This is a genomic window from Streptomyces sp. NPDC029526, assembly GCF_040637405.1.
In the GTDB taxonomy this organism is placed as follows: Bacteria; Actinomycetota; Actinomycetes; order Streptomycetales; family Streptomycetaceae; genus Streptomyces.
In genome coordinates, this window is sequence record NZ_JBEZWE010000037.1 from 1 (window position 1) to 16355 (window position 16355).

General features: G+C 69.9%; 14 protein-coding genes and 5 pseudogenes. 10 read left to right on the forward strand and 9 right to left on the reverse strand.

Translation table 11 applies throughout. The features are described from left to right. Positions 1 to 105: 105 nt before the first annotated feature. The 3 genes from AB0F01_RS30900 to AB0F01_RS30910 form a co-directional block, all read right to left on the reverse strand. Positions 106 to 555, reverse strand: a complete 450-nt coding sequence (locus AB0F01_RS30900) for an ATP-binding protein (protein ID WP_164443959.1) — start codon at positions 553 to 555, stop codon at positions 106 to 108. Between the two features lie 187 nt (positions 556 to 742). Beyond that, on the reverse strand, positions 743 to 1375 hold the full coding sequence (locus AB0F01_RS30905) for a TrkA family potassium uptake protein (RefSeq protein ID WP_164443960.1): 633 nt from the start codon (positions 1373 to 1375) through the stop codon (positions 743 to 745). A gap of 85 nt (positions 1376 to 1460) precedes the next feature. After that, positions 1461 to 2801 (reverse strand): potassium transporter TrkG, encoded by a 1341-nt coding sequence (locus AB0F01_RS30910; protein ID WP_362102619.1) that lies wholly within the window; start codon positions 2799 to 2801, stop codon positions 1461 to 1463. Between the two features lie 746 nt (positions 2802 to 3547). Here AB0F01_RS30910 and AB0F01_RS30915 point away from each other — a divergent pair. Next, positions 3548 to 3685 carry a hypothetical protein gene (locus AB0F01_RS30915; protein WP_362102641.1) on the forward strand — a complete coding sequence of 46 codons (138 nt, stop codon included), beginning with the start codon at positions 3548 to 3550 and terminating at the stop codon, positions 3683 to 3685. Between the two features lie 192 nt (positions 3686 to 3877). Here the strand turns inward: AB0F01_RS30915 and AB0F01_RS30920 are convergent. Next, positions 3878 to 4748 (reverse strand): annotated as a pseudogene (locus AB0F01_RS30920) (hypothetical protein); the annotation flags it as partial. A 513-nt stretch (positions 4749 to 5261) separates the two neighbouring features. On the opposite strand from AB0F01_RS30920, the gene AB0F01_RS30925 reads away from it, so the two are divergent. After that, positions 5262 to 5786: a copper chaperone PCu(A)C gene (locus tag AB0F01_RS30925; RefSeq protein WP_362102622.1), complete on the forward strand. Its 525-nt coding sequence runs from the start codon at positions 5262 to 5264 to the stop codon at positions 5784 to 5786. 54 nt (positions 5787 to 5840) lie between these two features. Here AB0F01_RS30925 and AB0F01_RS30930 read toward each other — a convergent pair whose 3' ends face one another. After that, complete coding sequence (locus AB0F01_RS30930; protein WP_362102644.1) at positions 5841 to 6008, reverse strand: hypothetical protein; 168 nt, start codon at positions 6006 to 6008, stop codon at positions 5841 to 5843. Positions 6009 to 6067: 59 nt separating this feature from the next. After that, positions 6068 to 6622: pseudogene (locus AB0F01_RS30935) on the reverse strand (GntR family transcriptional regulator); the annotation flags it as partial. On the opposite strand from AB0F01_RS30935, the pseudogene AB0F01_RS30940 reads away from it, so the two are divergent. From AB0F01_RS30940 to AB0F01_RS30950, 3 pseudogenes are all read left to right on the forward strand, one after another. Beyond that, positions 6536 to 6811, forward strand: a pseudogene (locus AB0F01_RS30940) (iron ABC transporter permease); the annotation flags it as partial. The pseudogenes AB0F01_RS30935 and AB0F01_RS30940 overlap by 87 nt on opposite strands. Beyond that, positions 6808 to 6894, forward strand: a pseudogene (locus tag AB0F01_RS30945) (histidinol phosphatase); the annotation flags it as partial. The pseudogenes AB0F01_RS30940 and AB0F01_RS30945, both read left to right, overlap by 4 nt. A 17-nt stretch (positions 6895 to 6911) precedes the next feature. Continuing rightward, positions 6912 to 7091 (forward strand): annotated as a pseudogene (locus AB0F01_RS30950) (transposase domain-containing protein); the annotation flags it as partial. Positions 7092 to 7355: 264 nt separating this feature from the next. Here the strand turns inward: AB0F01_RS30950 and AB0F01_RS30955 are convergent. Then, positions 7356 to 7952: a TetR/AcrR family transcriptional regulator gene (locus AB0F01_RS30955; protein WP_362102624.1), complete on the reverse strand. Its 597-nt coding sequence runs from the start codon at positions 7950 to 7952 to the stop codon at positions 7356 to 7358. A gap of 155 nt (positions 7953 to 8107) precedes the next feature. Here AB0F01_RS30955 and AB0F01_RS30960 point away from each other — a divergent pair, with 155 nt between their 5' ends. Further along, entirely contained in the window at positions 8108 to 10651 is a 2544-nt protein-coding gene (locus AB0F01_RS30960; protein ID WP_362102627.1) for an MMPL family transporter, read from the forward strand. Positions 10652 to 10685: 34 nt separating this feature from the next. Then, on the forward strand, positions 10686 to 11402 hold the full coding sequence (locus AB0F01_RS30965; RefSeq protein ID WP_362102630.1) for an antibiotic biosynthesis monooxygenase family protein: 717 nt from the start codon (positions 10686 to 10688) through the stop codon (positions 11400 to 11402). Here AB0F01_RS30965 and AB0F01_RS30970 read toward each other — a convergent pair. Beyond that, a complete protein-coding gene (locus AB0F01_RS30970) occupies positions 11389 to 12024 on the reverse strand; it encodes a response regulator transcription factor (RefSeq protein ID WP_164333338.1) in 636 nt (211 codons plus the stop codon). The genes AB0F01_RS30965 and AB0F01_RS30970 overlap by 14 nt on opposite strands. Then, positions 12021 to 13244, reverse strand: coding sequence for a sensor histidine kinase (locus AB0F01_RS30975; RefSeq protein ID WP_362102632.1), 1224 nt, complete (start codon positions 13242 to 13244; stop codon positions 12021 to 12023). Before AB0F01_RS30975 ends, AB0F01_RS30970 begins: the two co-directional genes overlap by 4 nt. Before the next feature lie 173 nt (positions 13245 to 13417). On the opposite strand from AB0F01_RS30975, the gene AB0F01_RS30980 reads away from it, so the two are divergent. From AB0F01_RS30980 to AB0F01_RS30990, 3 genes are all read left to right on the forward strand, one after another. Continuing rightward, positions 13418 to 14506, forward strand: a complete 1089-nt coding sequence (locus AB0F01_RS30980) for an ABC transporter permease (RefSeq protein WP_362102635.1) — start codon at positions 13418 to 13420, stop codon at positions 14504 to 14506. Next, on the forward strand, positions 14503 to 15186 hold the full coding sequence (locus AB0F01_RS30985; protein ID WP_362102638.1) for an ABC transporter ATP-binding protein: 684 nt from the start codon (positions 14503 to 14505) through the stop codon (positions 15184 to 15186). The genes AB0F01_RS30980 and AB0F01_RS30985 overlap by 4 nt, the downstream gene beginning before the upstream one ends. A 287-nt stretch (positions 15187 to 15473) precedes the next feature. Continuing rightward, the gene (locus AB0F01_RS30990; RefSeq protein WP_164333334.1) at positions 15474 to 15767 is read left to right on the forward strand and encodes a hypothetical protein; all 294 of its coding nucleotides are present in this window, start codon (positions 15474 to 15476) and stop codon (positions 15765 to 15767) included. Positions 15768 to 16355 lie beyond the last annotated feature (588 nt).

Sequence of the window (16355 nt, forward strand, 5' to 3'; positions counted from 1 at the left end):
CCCGCCGAATACGAGACCAACTACTACCGGGCAACCACGAAGCCCCAGGTCACAGTCATAACCTAGAGTCTCGATCGAACCCGGAACGGTTCACTGGCGGTGTCTCTACCGTGCGTCGTCGGTGAGTACCACGGACGCGGTGATCCGTTTGCCGACCGCTTCCTGGTGAACGCAGAAGGTCCGGGACACCGCCATGACGATCTCCAGTCCGTGCTGGCCGACCCTTTCCGCGTCGGCTGCATGGACCTCCGGCAGGGTGGTGTCGCTGTCCCACACGGTGATCTGGACGGCATCCTCGATGATCTCCAGGTCCAGCAGACACGGGCCGGGCGCGTATTTACGGGCGTTGGTGACCAGCTCGCTCACGACCAGCTCCACCATGCCGATCGCCCGCACCGACACCGGCAGTCTGTGCTGCGCCTGCACCGATATGAGGAAGTCGCGGGCCATGTCACGGGCCTCGGCGATCTCCGCGCTGCCCTGGAAGGCGGCGGACGCCGCGATCGGCCGATCGACAAGCGGCTCCCGGCCCTCATTTCGGGCAGCAGTATCCACGAACCCGCCTCACTTCCGAAGCGCCAAGCGTTACCCAGCGCAGCTACCCCGGAAACCTCGAAGCAATGTCCGTCTTCGGTAACTTGCTGCATCGCGCAGACCGTGGGCAATCAGGGCTTGTCCCCGACACCACCTGGCGCCGGGGCAACCGACCCCGGGGAGTCGTTCCGCCAAGAGCTCCACCGGACTACGTCAGTTCGCTGAAGCGTTCGGTCTGTCGGGTGCGCCCGGCGACAATGATCGTGTCCCCCTTCTTCACCACCGTGGCGGCGGTGGCGTAGGTGAAGCCCTCGCCCGCCCGCTTGATCGCCACCACCGTGACGCCGTGCCGGGTGCGTACGTTGCTGCTGCCCAGGGGCAGTCCCACGATGTCGGCCGGTGCGCTCGTCTTGACCATGGCGAAGTCGTCTTCGAACTCGATGTAGTCCAGCATGCGGCCGCGCACCAGATGGGCGACGCGCTGCCCCATGTCGTGCTCGGGGTAGATGACATGGTGGGCGCCGATCTGGGTGAGGATACGGCCGTGCGCCTCACTGGTGGCCTTGGCCCACACGTCGTCGACGCCGAAGGAAATGAGCAGGGAAGCCGTCAGAATGCTGGCTTCCAGATTGGTGCCGATGCCGACGACGGCACGGTCGAACTCGTGAACACCGAGCTGCCGCAGCACCTCTTCCTTGGTTGAATCGGCGCGCACCACATGAGTGAGGGAGCCGGACAGGGCCTGGACCGTGTCGGGGTCTTCGTCGATACCCAGGACTTCGGTGTCCTCGTCGATCAACTCCAGGGCGAGAGCCCGGCCGAACCGGCCCAGGCCGATCACGGCGACGGAACTCGCCCGAGTGTCGCGGCGTCGGCTCCCTGCTCTGCTTCTCCGGACCGATGGCGTCTTCCGGGAGAAGAAAAGGCTAGCCAATGACGGGTCGCTCCTCGGGCAGGTCGTACATACGGACACGTGAACGCAGGGCCAGAGCCGACGCCACCATGATCGGGCCGAGGCGGCCGATGAACATCAGCACGACCAGCAGTAGCTGATGCGCGGTCGGCAGACTGGAGGTGATGCCGGTGGTCAGCCCCACGGTGGCGAACGCGGAGATCACCTCGAACAGGACCTGGTCCAGGCTGATGACGGTGGAAACCATGACGGCGATCGTGGAGAGTACCACGGCGGCCATGGACAGCAGGACGATGGTCAGAGCCTGCCGCTGCACGTCGCCGTGCAGGCGACGGCTGAAGATATTGACCGTGCTCTCGCCGCGCACTTCGGCGTAGACGACGAAGAAGAGAACGGCAAAGGTGGTGATCTTGATGCCGCCGGCCGTGCCCGCACTGGCGCCGCCGACGAACATCAGGACGTCCACACCCAGCCAGGTCGCGGAGTTCATTCCGCTGATGTCGAGACTGTTGAATCCGGCGCTCCGGGGCATCGCGCCCCCTTGGAAGAAGCCGGCGAGTATTTTGTCACTCACGTCGAGCGGGCCGAGCGTGGCCGGATTCGACCACTCGATCGCCGTGACGAAAACGCTGCCTCCGATCAGAAAGGCGGCGCTGAAGAAGAGCACGATCTTCGTGTGCAGAGACCAGGTGCGCGGCCGGTGCAGACGGCGGCGCAGCTCCAGGAGAACCGGGAAACCCAGCCCGCCCGCGATGGCCGCGAAGGCGATGGGCAGACAGATCCAGGCATCAGTCGTGAAGAGCATCAGGCTGTTGGGATACAGCACGAACCCGGCGTTGTTGAAGGCCGACACGGAATGGAAGACCCCCAGCCACAGTGCCCGCAGCCAGGGTTCGTCGTAGCCGACCGCGAAGCGTACGGTCAGAACGAGAGCCGTGAGCGCTTCGAGCGACAGGCTGGTGGCGACCACGCCGGCGATCACTCTGCGCACGTCCCCCAGGCTGAGGGTTTTCGTCTCCGCCGCGGCCGTCATGCGCGCGCGCAGCCCGAGCCGGTGGGAGACCAGGACCATCAGCAGCGACGCGAACGTCATGATCCCGAACCCGCCCACCTGGATCAGCCCGAGGATCACGGCCTGTCCGAATCCCGTCCAGTAGGCCGGCGTGTCGACGACGGTCAGACCGGTCAGGCAGACCGCGGATGCGGCGGTGAACAGGGCGTCCGGCATGCCGGCCGCACCAGGCCCCTGACGAGCGAACGGCAGCATCAGCAGGACGGTCCCGACCGCCATCGTCGCGGCGAACCCCGCCACCACGATCTGCGCCGGGTGCCGCCGCCGTCCAAGGCGATCCATCACGCCACCTCCGGTGTGCCGCCCCGACTCACATCCGCCGATCTCCCGCCCGCCTGTCCTGGTGAGCCGGGTAGCCGCACTGCGTGAAAGACAGGGCGAAGCCCCCGGTGGACAGGTCCTGGGCCAGTAAAACCGTGCCCACCAGAGGCTTCGCGTGCCTGTCTACCCGGCCGGCCCGGAAGTGTCCAGTTCAGACCTCCGCTTCGTCCCGGCGCGTCCGAGGGGACTCCTCAGGTGGCCCGTCCGTGCTCACCCGGCTCCTGCCGGCTCCGTCGTCGCGCCAGGCATGAGGCACCGGTGGCCGCTCGGCGCTGCGGTCTCGCCACCGCGACCGCGTGGCGCGAACGCGCCGCGCAGACGCTCGCGCCCGCAAGGCCGGCGGCACCGACCTCAGCGTCCTGCATCGGGTGCTGCACGAGCACGGCCCGACCGACTGGCGTGCCGGGGACACCCTGACGACTGGCTCCCGGGTCCTGGCGATCACCGGGCTCCGCCGCCCGACCCCGGTCGTCCGCACGACATCGCCACCGTCGTACGGCGCGGACTGCCGCCGCTGCGGGCAGGCGTGCGACGACCCGCTCGCCTCCCCCGCACGGTCGCCCCGGCGACCGCGCGGGCTCGGCCCGGGCGGCGTTTCGCCCGTACCGGCCCGGTTACTCATGAAGCGTCTTATCCGCGTGCCTCCCTCTGCCCACGTGGACGCCGGAGGCAGCGTCATCCGTCGACGGGATCGGAACGGAGTGTCCATGGCCAGCACCAAGGTGGCCGACTACATCCTCCAACGGCTCCGCGAGTGGGACGTCGACCACGTCTTCGCCTGCGCCGGTGACGGCATCAACGGGCTGCTGGCGGCATGGGGGCGGGCGGACAACGACCGTGCCTGATTGTGCCGATGTGCTCGGGCGGGTGACCGTGCGGCACCCGGCGGCCGCACCTCTCGGGTGCGGGCGTCCACGATCACGTGCAGCCGGCTGGGCCGGCCCTCGCGGGTGCCGGTGAGGACCACCTCGTAGGCGAGGTGCTCCTCCTCGTCCGGTGCGAACACCACCAGCCGCGGCGTGGGAGGCCGGGGTGCCGGTGCAGGTCGGGTCGCCCGACTGGGCGGGGATGCTGATCGCGTCCCAGGCGGCCTTCGTCCTGTTGAACAGGTTGCAGGTGGCGTCGAGGTTCTTCGCGGCGGTCGGCGTCGCGGTGCGGTAGCGCTTGTGCGTCATCCTGCTGGTCCTCAGCAGCATGCCGCCGTAGAAGATTTTGCCCGCGTTCTGGATGCCGACCCCGGTGAGGGTGGTGTTGTTGCAGGTCGGACTGGTCGGCTTGCCGTCACCGGGGTCGGTCCATGGTGTCGATGGACAGCGGGTTCGGGCCGTTCCACTCACTGTGGCCGCTGCCCGCGCGCACGTCGTCGTAGGAGTCAATGACTTTGCCAGTGCGCGCGTCGACGAAGACGTGCAGCCGGCTGGGGCGCTTGTCCTTGGTGGTGCCGGTGACGACGGTCTCCCAGGCGAGCCTCGCCTTGTCGCCCCGCACCGACACAACCGGCCGCTGCGACTCGGTCCCTTCGGTCTTCTTCAGCTTCGCGCGGCTGGTGCGCGCCGCCGAGGCGGCCTTGACCTTGGCCTCGGTGCCGACGGGTATCCGGACGTCGGACGCGGCGCGCACGTCGCCGTCGCCGTCGACCAGGACCACGGCGTCGCCGCCGACCACGGGCAGACCTCGGTAGGTCCGCTCGTATGCGATCGAGTACAGCCCCTTGCCCCAGGGGGTGACCATGGTGCGGTCGTAGCGCTCGTCGGGTCCCTTGGCGAGGGCGTCGAATCCGCTGGAGGTGACCTTGTCCGCGGCGGCGACGGCCCGGTCGACGGGCTTCGGGTCTGCGGCCGCGGCCGTCGTGCCGCGGTCCGCGGCTGCCCGGGCGGTGGTGACGGCGGGCAGAGCCACCGTTCCCATGGCCACGACCAGGGAGAGGCCGGCCACGGCGAGTCTTCGTTTCGCCTGTACTCCTTGACGTTCGGTGTCATGGATGCGGTGCGGTGGGCCGGTCGGCCCGGGAAGACGACAGGGCTTCGCCGATGCCGTACACGAGGGACGATCTGTCATGCCCACAGCCAACAGCGGGCCACGTTCGCACCGAGCGCAGTCGCGGGCAACGGACTGGGCGGCTCGGCGGGGCAGCTGGCACATCTGGGCAAAGCCCTCGCCGCGGCGAAGCCGGTCGGGCTGCGCACTCTCCGCGGCGGGACCTGAGGAAACGGACGGAGGCCGGACGACGAAGGGGCGCATCGGGCAAGGAACCGGCACACCGGGCGGGTGCGGCCGACACGCCGCGCACCGTCCCCGTCTCCCTGCCTGTTCCTGAGCCCCGATCCGGTCCGTGGGCCCGCCCCGATCGGCTCTGTCCCGTTTGTCGTGGCCCGTGTGGGCACCCAGTGTGGAACCGATGGACTTGTGGGAGGAGTACCGATGACAGTCGTCCTCCGGCCGCGCGGCCGACGCGCTCTCGCGGCGGCCGCACTCGCCCTTGCGGTGACCGCAGGTGGATGTGGGGGGGATGACTTCTCCCTGCCGGACTGGAACGCGCCCGGTCAGAACGCCCGCGTCGGCGACATCATGATCCGGTACGCGCACGTGGCCGAACCGCAGGGCGAGCCGTGGCAACCGGGCGACGACGTCCCGGCATACGTGTGGCTCTACAACAAGGGCAACGAAGCCGACAGGCTCGTGGGCGCCACCACTCCGAACGCGGCCTCGGTGGACATCGTCGACTCCGACGGCAAGCGGCTCGGGGACGGGGTGGACCTCCCAGCGAACACGCTCGTGGAACTGGAACCGGGCACGTCCCACCTGGTGCTGCGGGACGCACGCCAGGTGATCAGGGGCGGGGACTTCATGAAGATCACGATGCGCTTCGAGAAGGCCGGGTCGATCACCTTCGACATCCAGGCGCAGAGCCCCGCCTACGACGCAAGCCCCTCCCCCACCTCCTGAGCCAGCACGTCAGCCGTCGGTCGTGCACCACGTGAGGGCCGTGCGCCGGGCCTGTCAGAAGGTGCGAGCGGGAGCACCGGGCCGGTAGCCGTCTCCTTCGGAGAACTCGGCGGCGATCGCGAAACGATCGGCACGGACCAGCGTCTGCCGCCACTCGACGGCGCGCTCCCCGGCGTCTCTCCCCAGCCGGTCGATCGCGAACAGAGCGGTGGAACCCAGCATGCGAGTCGGGCCAGCTCTCCCCGTCCCGGCACGACAGCCCGGATGCGTTCCCATCCCCCGCTGACGCGGACGGCGCAGTGGCGCTCGAGCTCGTCGTAGAGCGATGTGCGGATGAAGTCGACGCCCAGGAGCGGTCGGGCCACCGCCGCGGGCAGCCAGACCCGGTCGACGGCAAGGGGCTCCTCGTCGGCCAGTCGCAGCCGTTCGAGATGGACCAGCAGCGTGGACTCCTCGACCTCCAGTCGAGCGGCCACCACTCCGTCGGCCCGCTGGTCGAGGACGCGGACGCCACTGCGCTGGACCGCGCCGACGGCCTCCACGGTCCGGAAGAGGCTGTATGCCTCACCGACCCTGGGCTCCAGCGGACCGTCCGCGGCGAACCGCGAGAGATTGCCGCGATGCGCCGTGACGATGCCCTGCGCCCGCAGTTGCCGGAGTGCCTCGCGCACCGTGCGCCGGCTGACCTCGTACTCGGTGGCGAGATCGTGCTCCCCCGTGAACGTCTCGCGGAACTCCCCGCCGTCCAGGGAGTGCTGGTCGCGGCGGCCGGACCGATCGGCTTCGTCGGACTGATGATGCCCCACATCGTGCGCCTGTTCGTCGGCGGCGACCACCGCCGGGTCCTGCCCACGGCGGCACTGGGAGGGGCGGTCTTCCTCGTCTGGGCCGACATCGCCGCACGGACGATCGCCGCACCGACGGAGATACCCGTCGGCGTGCTCACAGCCCTGTGCGGCGGTCCGTTCCTCCTGTGGCTGATGCGCCGGGACGCCCGGCGCATCACCGACCGAGGAGTGGCATGACCGCGACCGAACTGAGCGTCGACGGCGTCACGCTCACCGCCGGAGCCCGCAACCTGGTGCGCGACGTCTCCCTGACCGCCCGCGGATCGTTCCGTTCGAACTGGTCGATGCCGAGCTTGCCGAGTGGGGAGGGGTCCAGCAGCGGCTGCGGAAGCTGCCCGTGCGGGGCGTGGTCTACCTGCTGCCAGCCGCGGCCCTGTTCGAGGATTGCGGGTATCGCGAGGTATGGCGCAAGCTCACCGGCGCCCTGGTGGGGCTGCCGCTGGTTGAAGTGACCGCGACCGCGCTGTGGCACGCCCGCTGCCGGCTCGGTGTCCGCCCGGTGCGGGCCTTGTTCGACCTGCTCCGCGGACCCGCCAGCGCGATCCGTACCACCGGAGCACGCTGGAAGGGTCTGCTCGTCACCGCTATCGACGGCACCCACCTGGGCGTCGCCGACGACCAGCGGTCCGCGCCAAGCTGGGCAAGGGATCCCACCAGTACACGGCCGCCTCGGGATACCCGCAGGTCCTGCTGGTGGCCCTGGTCGCCTGTGGCACGTGTGTCACGGGTGATGCGGCAAGTCGTCGTCCGCGAGCAGTCGACGCGTCGCTCCCGCCGCGAAGTCGGACACGGTCGTCAGATCGTCGCCCTGGTCGACTCTGCGGATGCATGCATCGACAACTGCCTGGACCACCGCCACGGTCAGCTCGGGCTGCGGCTGCCCCAGTTCGCGCACGACCCGGGCGAGCGCCTCGTGCAGCGAGATGTGCAGGCTCCTCACCCGCTCCCGCGCCGACGGCGAGAGCGAGCCGCGCGAGAGCGCGGCCCGCCAGCCGTGGGTGCCGCGAGCGGCCTGTTCGAGATTGGCCCTGACGTAGGCGGCCACCTGCTCCTCGGGTGAGGTCTCGGCCGCGATGGCCCGCTCCACAGCGTCGATCCAGGCGGGGAACTCCCGGGTGACGACGAGTTCGAGCAGGTCGTCGATGGAGTCGAAGTAACGGTAGATGCTGTTGCGGGCGATGCCGGCCCGTGCGGCGACCGCGCCCGCGGTAAGGGCCTCCACACCGCTCTCGTTCAGGATTGCCTCGGCCGCGTCGATCAGCTGCGCGAGCCGCTGGGCCCGGTGCTCCTGGACGCTGCCGGCTTCGATCTTGGGCATTCTCTCCGCTCCGCCTCGGGTGCTGCGCCGTCCCACGCCAATCTATCCCCGCGTCCGAGGCGCCGAGGGGGCCTGTGTTAGCTTGACGCAACTTAGAGACACCCTGTCGCTAAGTTCTGTCCGTGCTTCCTGCCGAAGGCTGCCCGATGCAACCGATGAACTCCCCCGCTCTGCTCCGATGTCTCCTGGGATCGAAGAAGCGCGCCGCCGTGGTGGTGGCCTTCTGGGTCCTGATCGCGGGCCTCCTCGCCGGGGTCGCCCCGGTCCTGGAATCCGTCGAGGACAACGCGTCCGCCAACCTGCCGCCCGCCGCCTCGGACTCCATGAAGGCCCGTGATCTCGTCCGAGCCCAGCTTCCGGGCCAGGACGCGACGCCGGCGATCATCGTGGTCCGCGGCAAGGGCACCGACGCCACGGCGAGCGCCACGCAGGCGGTCGCCGCCATCACCTCGGCCCTTTCCGGAACCAGCCGACCCGACCATGTCGTGAGCGTGGTCTCCACGGTGACCGCTCCCGACGCCGTGACCGAGTTGGTCTCGCAGGACCGCGGTGCCCAGCTGGTCATCGTGCCCATGAAGGGAAGCCCCTCGGACGAGTCCTTCCAGAACGCGGTCGACGAGGTGCGTGCCCTCGCGTCCGACCGGGCCGAGCCCGCCGACGTCGCGGTGACCGGCCCCGCCGGGATCGCCACCGACACCGTGAAGGTCTTCAGCGGCGGTGACAAAGTCCTGCTGCTGGCCACCATCGTGCTGGTCCTGATCATCCTGCTGGCGATCTACCGCTCGCCCCTGATGGCGCTCGTGCCGCTTCTTGCCGTGGGCGTGGCTATGCGCGTGGCGGAGACGCTCGGCGCGATTCTCGCGGACGCCGGAGTCATCATGGTCAGCTCCCAGACCGCCTCGATCATGACCGTGCTGCTGTTCGGGGTGGGCACGGACTACGCGCTGATCATCACCGCCCGCTACCGCGAGACCCTGCTCGACGAGCCAGACCGCGCCCGCGCGATGCAGACCGCCGTGCGCCGCACCGCCGAGTCCGTCCTCGCCAGCGCCTCAACCATCGTGCTCGCCATGTTCGCCCTGCTCGTGGCCGTCTCCCCGGCACTTCATGGCTTCGGACCGTACCTCGCCCTGGGCGTGGCCGTCATGGCGCTGGTGGCGTTCACCTTCATCCCCGCCCTGGTCCTCCTGCTGGGTAGGGGCGTCTTCTGGCCCGGAGGCGTGGACAAGGCCGCCGAACGCAGTCGCGGCGCAGGCATCTGGCACCGCATCGCCGCCCTGGTCGCCCGGGCCCCCGTCAAGGTGGCCTCGGCCGTGATCGCACTCCTCGTGTTGCTGAGCGCGGGACTGCTCGGCTACCAGGAGAGCTTCAACACCCTCAGCGGTTTCCGCGCCGCAACCGAGTCGGAGCACGGGCAGCACCTCATCCAGGAGGAATTCGGGCCCGGCGAGATCGCCCCCAGTACCGTCGTCGTCCATTCCCAGGACAACCTGCGCTCCAGCCCCGCACCCGCCGACATCGCCACCGCGCTCACCGATGCCGATCACGTCAGCCGTGTCGCAGACCCCCGCATGGGCAAGGACGGCAAGACCGTCTTCTACGAGGTCGTCCTCGACCTCGACCCCTACAGCTCCAAGGCACTCGATGCGATCGGTCCCCTCAAGCAGGCCACACAGTCCGCGGCCCAGGCCGCCGGAGTGCAGGACGCCACGGTGCTCATCGGCGGTGAGACCGCGCAGAACGCCGACATCCGCTCCGCCCTCGACCGCGACACGACCTTCATCGTGCTCCTGGTCCTGGCCCTCGTCACCGCGGTCCTCGTCCTGCTGCTCCGCTCGCTCCTTGCTCCGCTCTACCTGGTCGCGACCCTGATCCTGTCGTTCCTGGCCACCCTGGGCGCCACCACCTTCTTCACCGTGACCGTCCTCGGTGACGACGGCATCGGCAACCGCGTCACCGCGTACATCTTCGTCTTCCTCGTCGCGCTCGGCGTCGACTACAACATCTTCATCATGAGCCGGTTCAAGCAGGAACTGCGCACCCAGCCCCCAGCGAAGGCGATCACCGCCGCCCTGACACGCACCGGCGGCGTCATCTCCTCCGCGGGCCTCATCCTCGCGGCGACCTTCGCCGTCCTGATGACCCAGCCGATCCGCGAACTGTTCCAGTTCGGCTTCGCCATGGCCTTCGGCATCCTGCTGGACACCTTCCTCATCCGCCCGCTCCTGGTCCCCGCCATCGTCCGCCTGCTCGGCGACCGCGCCCTGTGGCCTGCACGCCCAGGCACCCCGCAGACGCCTTCCACGCCCACTTCCGAACCGCCTTCCGCCGACGTGCCGGCCACACGGGCTGCCGAAACCGGCTCCGGGCGTCTGCTGCGCGCGTTCACCTGGATCGCGGTCATCGAAGCGTGCACATGGGCGGGCCTGCTGGCCGGAATGTACTTCAAGTACATTCCCGAAACCACCGAACTCGGCGTACGGATCTTCGGCACCCTCCACGGTGCCGCCTTCATCGTCTACGTGTCCCTGACCACCCTGGTCGCGATCCGGCTGAAGTGGCGGCTGGGCCGGACCACGATCTTCGCCCTGCTGGCCGCCGTACCCCCGTTCATGACTGTCGCGTTCGAAATCTGGGCCCGCCGCACAGGCAAGCTCCCTCAGCCGGCCGCGACCCCGAGCCCAACTCCAGCCCGGTAACCGCACCCCGCAGAGGGACTCGATCGGACACGCGGTGCACATCACCGCCATCGCCGTGCGGGCCCCGGCCGGGCGGGACAACCACCGACATCACGCCAACAACCGAAAGAAGACAGGAATGTTCACCGCCGTCACCGAGTTCACCGTCGCCGCGCCCGCCCAGGGCGCGTTCGAGGACAACTTCACCGCCAGCATGCGCGCCACCCTTACCGACGTGCCGGGGCTGCGCAACACACGGCTGCTGCGTCCCCGCAAGGGCGCACACGGCTACCTGGCCGTCCCCGACTTCGAGGACGACACCGCGTTCACCGCCTACACCTTGTCGGAGGCGTTCCGCGCCGCGCACGCCGACCCCACCCCCTCGCTCGCCGACGACAACCGCGTCACGGTCTTCGAAGCAGCTCGCGCGGCCGAGCCGCGCGGGATGACGCAGACCGGTGCCTCCTGGCCGCACCGCGGCAGCGGTGACCGCCGAGTCGAGCAAGGGCGGTCCCTCGGAGTCACAAGCAGTGACTCCGAGGGACCGCCCTTGCCTGTACGGGTAGGTAGACCACATGCAGGGGCCGGGCATTCTGGACCGCGGCAAAGGCCAGGTCGGGGTGGGGTTCGTGCCCGGCTCGAACTGGCCGTGGGGGTTCACATGGGTCCAAAGCAGCGGGCACCAAGCCCAGCCGGTACCACAACTCCGGACGCTGCTGAGGTCCTGGAGAATGGGAACTCCGCCCACCACATGCTGTTCAGCGGCGGATGAGCCCCAGGTCGGTCGCGGTGGCCACAGCGGCGGTGCGTGAGTCGGTTCCGAGTTTGGCGTAGATGCGGGCCAGGTGGGATTTGACGGTGCCTTCGGTGAGGTGGAGCCGCTGGCCGATCGTCTGGTTGGACAAGCCCTCGGCGACCAATGAGAGGACTTCGGTCTCACGTCGGGTCAGGTTGGTGGCGGGGGCGCGGAGCCGGTTCATGAGCCGGTCGGCGACGGCGGGGGCGAGGGTGGTCCGGCCGGTGAAGGCGGTGCGGACCGCAAAGGCCAGGTCTTCGGGTGGGACGTCTTTGAGGAGGTAGCCGGTGGCGCCGGCCTCGATGGCGGGCAGGGTGTCGGCGTCGGAGTCGTAGGTCGTGACGATCAGCACGCGGGGGGCTCCCGGACGGGCGGTGATCTGTGCGGTGGCCTCGGCGCCGCCCATTCCCTTGCCGAACTGGAGATCCATCAGAACGACGTCGATGTCGCCCTGGGCGGCGCGGGCGACCGCGTCCTCGGCGGTGGCGGCCTCGGCGACGACGGTGAGACCGGGTTCCGTCTCCAGAACAGCGCGCAGCCCGGCGCGTACCACCGGGTGGTCGTCGGCCAGGAGCAGGCGGATGGCGTGGTCGGTCACCGGTGGTCCTCGATCTCTGTGTCCGCGGGGGCGGGTAGGGGGAGCTGAGCGGCCAGGGCGGTGCCGCGTCCGGGGGCGGATTCGACGGTGAGGCTGCCACCGAGAGCGTGCATGCGGGCGCGCATGGCGGCCAGGCCGAAGCCGCCGCTGCCGGGGTCGGCGGCCGGTACCCGGCCGGGGTCGAATCCGGTGCCGTCGTCGACGACGTCGAGGGCGACATGATCGCCGAGGTGGCTGAGGGTGACCTCGACACGGGTGGCGCCGGCGTGGCGGACGGTGTTGGCGAGGGCGGATTGGGCGACGCGCAGCAGGGCGACCTCGTGTGCGGTGGGCAGCGGCAGGGGGTCACCGGTGAGGTGGAAGCGTGCGGTGACGGGGTGCCGGGCGGAAGTGGTGGCGCACAAGCGCTCCAGGGCGCCCGCCAGGGTGGAGTCCTCCAGGGCGGGCGGGGTGAGGGCGGCGACGAAGCGGCGGGCTTCGGCGAGGTTGTCCACGGCGGCCTGGCGTGCCTGGTCCACGTAGCGGGCAGCGGGGCTTTCCTCAGTGCCGGGCAGGGCGCGTTCGGCGGCGCGCAGGAGCAGTTGGATGCTGGACAGCCCCTGGGCGAGGGTGTCGTGGATCTCGCGGGCCAGGCGTTCGCGTTCGGCCAGTACACCGGCGGTGTGCTGGGCACGGGCCAGGTCGACGCGGGTGGCGGTGAGTTCCACGATCAGGCGACGGCGCTGTTCGCTCTCACGGAACAGTGCCTGGTATCCCCACACCACCGCGACGGCGACCGCGGCTCCCAGAGCTGGGCCGATCGCCATGGCGAGGCTGAAAGAGCCCTGATGGGCTGCGAAGCCGGTGATCGCCGCGAGGGTGGTCGTGGCCACGGCGGCCAGACCGGCGCGGCGCGGCAGCAGGTGGAGCTGGAGGAAGAACAGCGGGAAGGCGACCCAGACGGCGTCGGCGGACAGCGCCAGCAGCGCCAGCCAGCAGGCACCCACGGCGGCCAGCCACACTGCGGCGGCCCGCGGGGAGCGGCGGATGCGCGGCAGGGCCGGCCCGGCCGAGTACGCCACGGCGCACGCCGCGGCCACGACGACGGTCATCGCTGCGTGCGGCTCGCTATCGGCCACGGCCCGGCCCGCCGCCAGGACCAGGAGCGCGACGATCAGCAGGTGCAGGCACCAGGCCAGTGCACGGGTGGTCGGGGTCAGGGAGGGAGCGGTGGTGTTCACAGTCCCTCCAGCCTAAGGACGCACACCCCAACGCGGCCTCCATCGAAAGTTACAACTCGCGCGCCGTCCTTCGATCCGCCAAGTGCTGTCCTGAGCCAGATGTGTGCGCGGGGGGCTGACGGCAATGGTGGAGGCATACCTCATCCGCAGCCAGAAAAAGGCAGGCCAAAGCCGTGTTCGTCGCCTGGAGAGACCTGAAGTTCGCCAAGGGGCGGTTCGCCCTGATGGGGACCGTCATCGTGCTCATCACCCTGCTGGTCGGCCTGCTGTCCGGACTGACTGCCGGGCTGGGCCGGCAGAACGTCTCCGCCATCGCCGGCCTGCCGGCCGACAGGATCGCCTTCCAGGCGCCCAGCGGCGGCCAGGACGTGTCCTACTCCAACTCCACCGTCATCGCCAAGCAGTGGCAGCAGTGGTCCAAGACGCCCGGCGTGGAAAGTGCCGAACCGCTGGGCATCACCACCACCAAGGCCACCGCCGGCGACAGGAGCACCGGGGTATCCGCCTTCGGCATCCAGCCCGGCTCCCGCCTCGCCCCGGACAGCGACAAGATCAACGGTAAGTCGGTGGTGCTGTCCACCACGGCTGCCGACGACCTCGGACTCAAGGCGGGGGACGCCTTCACCCTGGCCGGTGACCGGCTGACCGTAGCCGCCGTCAAGGGCGATGCCTCGTTCAGCCACACCCCAGTGATCTGGACCAGCCTCGATGTCTGGCAGGAGACCGCGCCCCCCACCACCGGCGGTGACGGCCCGGCTGCGACCGTGATCGCCCTGACCACCACCTCCAACGCCGATCTGGCGGCCACCGACCAGGCCGCAGGCACCAAGACGCTCTCCAAGGACGACTCGCTCTCCGCGATCGGCTCCTACACCTCCGAGAACGGCTCCTTGCAGCTGATGCGCGGCTTCCTGTTCGCCATCTCCGCCCTGGTCATCGGCGCCTTCTTCACCGTGTGGACCATCCAGCGCAGCGGCGACGTCGCCGTCCTCAAGGCGCTGGGCGCCTCCACGGCCAACCTCCTCAAGGACGCACTGGGCCAGGCCGTCGTCCTGCTCGTCGGCGGCACCCTGCTCGGCACCGGCCTCGCCGCAGGTCTCGGGGCGCTCGTCTCCGGCAGCGCCGTGCCCTTCCTCCTCACCCCCACAACCGTCCTGCTCCCGGCCGCCGTGGTGATCCTCCTCGGCCTCCTCGGCGCGGGCCTGGCCATCCGCCGCATCACCTCCGTCGACCCGCTGACCGCCCTGGGGAGCGCCCGATGAGCCTTGACCTGACCGACATCACTCTCACCTATCCCGACGGCGACAGCCGACTGACCGCCCTCGACAACGTCACACTCGACGTCCCCAAGGGCAGCCTCGCGGCCGTGATCGGCCCCTCCGGCTCCGGCAAGTCCAGCCTCCTTGCCGTCGCCGCCACCCTCATCACCCCCGACACCGGCGCCGTCACCATCGACGGCATTCTCACCACCGGTATGAGCCGCGGCGAGCTCACCAATCTGCGCCGCCACAAGATCGGCATCATCTTCCAGCAGCCCAACCTGCTGCCCTCCCTCACCGCCGCCGAACAGCTCCAGGTCATGGCCCAGCTCGACGGCCGCTCACCGGCCAAGGCCCGCACCCGCGCCCTCGACCTGCTCGACGCGGTCGGCCTGGCCGACCTCGCGGGCCGCCGCCCGCACCAGCTTTCCGGCGGCCAGCGCCAGCGCGTCAACATCGCCCGCGCCCTGATGAACGACCCCACCGTCCTCCTGGTCGACGAACCCACCAGCGCCCTCGACCACGAACGCGGCGCCGCGATCATCGACCTGATCACCCGCCTCACCCACCAGCAGGCCACCGCCACCGTCCTGGTCACCCACGACCGCACCCGCCTCACCGCCGTCGACCAGATCGCCGAAGTCCACGACGGCCGCCTCCATCTGCCCGCAGCAGCCCGCTGATCCTCCGACGCCCCCAGGCCCGGGGACGTGCCCCAGCACACCAGGGGGCACGCCCCGGCCCCCTCCCCCTCGTCCGCACTATGAGATGGCCTTCCGAGCGGCAGCCGGGTTCTGCCAGCATGCCCGCATGCAGCAGCAGCTGATTATCAGCGGCAGCGTGCCGGCACCGAGCCCGCAGGAGTAACCCTCCCCGGCTCACCACCCGCACGCAGACCTCTCGCACCTCGCGAGGGGTCTTTTTCGTTTTCCGGCCCCACCACGGCCCCCATAGACAAGGACCACCACCCATGGAACACACCCGGCTCACCGTCACGCTCCGGCCCGGCCACGGAACGCTCGCACGCCTTGCCGCCACCCTCAACAACCACCACGTGCTCGACCTTGCGTACACCACCTCATCACCGGACTCGGCCACGGCCGTCGTACGCGTGCCGCGGTCCGACGCGCCGCGCGCACAGCACAAGCTGCGCAGACTCGTCGATGTGATCGACGTGTCGCTGGATCCCGCTTCGGCCCGCACTGCCGAAGTGCCAGACCTTCCCGCCACCCGCCGTCCCGCCGCCGGTGCAGCCCACCCGTGAACGGTTCGGCCGATGCCGCCCTGAGCGACGTGGTCCACTCCCGCACTGAAGACGCCGCCCTGTCCCCTTGGGCCCTGAACCGAGCGCCGGCCGGGGAGTGTGGCGGCCCCCGCTCGGTGTTCGGCCTGCCACTCCTGCTCGCCGTCGTCGTCCTCATCGAGCTCCGGCGCGTCCGGGTCGCACAGCGGACGCAGACTCCCGCCGACGAGGACGGAGACGGTGAAGTTGTAGCGGCCGAGTATCTCCTTGTCTGGACACCTTCGGGTGATGCCGGACCCGGCGCCGTGGCGGTGGAGGTCTCGTTGAGCCCTCCGAGTGCAGGCTCGGGGAGGCCGGTGTGCGGGTGGTCAAGGAACGCGATGGCGGTGTCGTACGGCGGGTGCGGCTGGTGGACGGTGACGGCCGTGGGATCGACGGGTCTTGTCGCGCAACAGGTCGTGGACCTGCTGGGTGGTGCCGTCGGCCCTCACTTCGCGTAGTAGTCGTAGACGGTCTTGAACCGTTCCGGGTTCGGTAGGGACTCGATCGTTTGAGAGGATCGAGTCATGGCACGTCCTTCCCCCTACCCGCTTGAGCTGCGCCGTCGTG

Bases quoted from the DNA above. Each gene is read 5' to 3' on its own strand.
- AB0F01_RS30955 (WP_362102624.1), bottom strand. From the start codon at position 7,952: ATGCCCAAGATCGAAGCCGGCAGCGTCCAGGAGCACCGGGCCCAGCGG.
- AB0F01_RS30915 (WP_362102641.1), top strand. From the start codon at position 3,548: ATGGCCAGCACCAAGGTGGCCGACTACATCCTCCAACGGCTCCGCGAG.
- AB0F01_RS30930 (WP_362102644.1), bottom strand. From the start codon at position 6,008: ATGCTGGGTTCCACCGCTCTGTTCGCGATCGACCGGCTGGGGAGAGAC.
- AB0F01_RS30990 (WP_164333334.1), top strand. From the start codon at position 15,474: ATGGAACACACCCGGCTCACCGTCACGCTCCGGCCCGGCCACGGAACG.
- AB0F01_RS30925 (WP_362102622.1), top strand. From the start codon at position 5,262: ATGACAGTCGTCCTCCGGCCGCGCGGCCGACGCGCTCTCGCGGCGGCC.
- AB0F01_RS30910 (WP_362102619.1), bottom strand. From the start codon at position 2,801: ATGGATCGCCTTGGACGGCGGCGGCACCCGGCGCAGATCGTGGTGGCG.
- AB0F01_RS30960 (WP_362102627.1), top strand. From the start codon at position 8,108: ATGAACTCCCCCGCTCTGCTCCGATGTCTCCTGGGATCGAAGAAGCGC.
- AB0F01_RS30985 (WP_362102638.1), top strand. From the start codon at position 14,503: ATGAGCCTTGACCTGACCGACATCACTCTCACCTATCCCGACGGCGAC.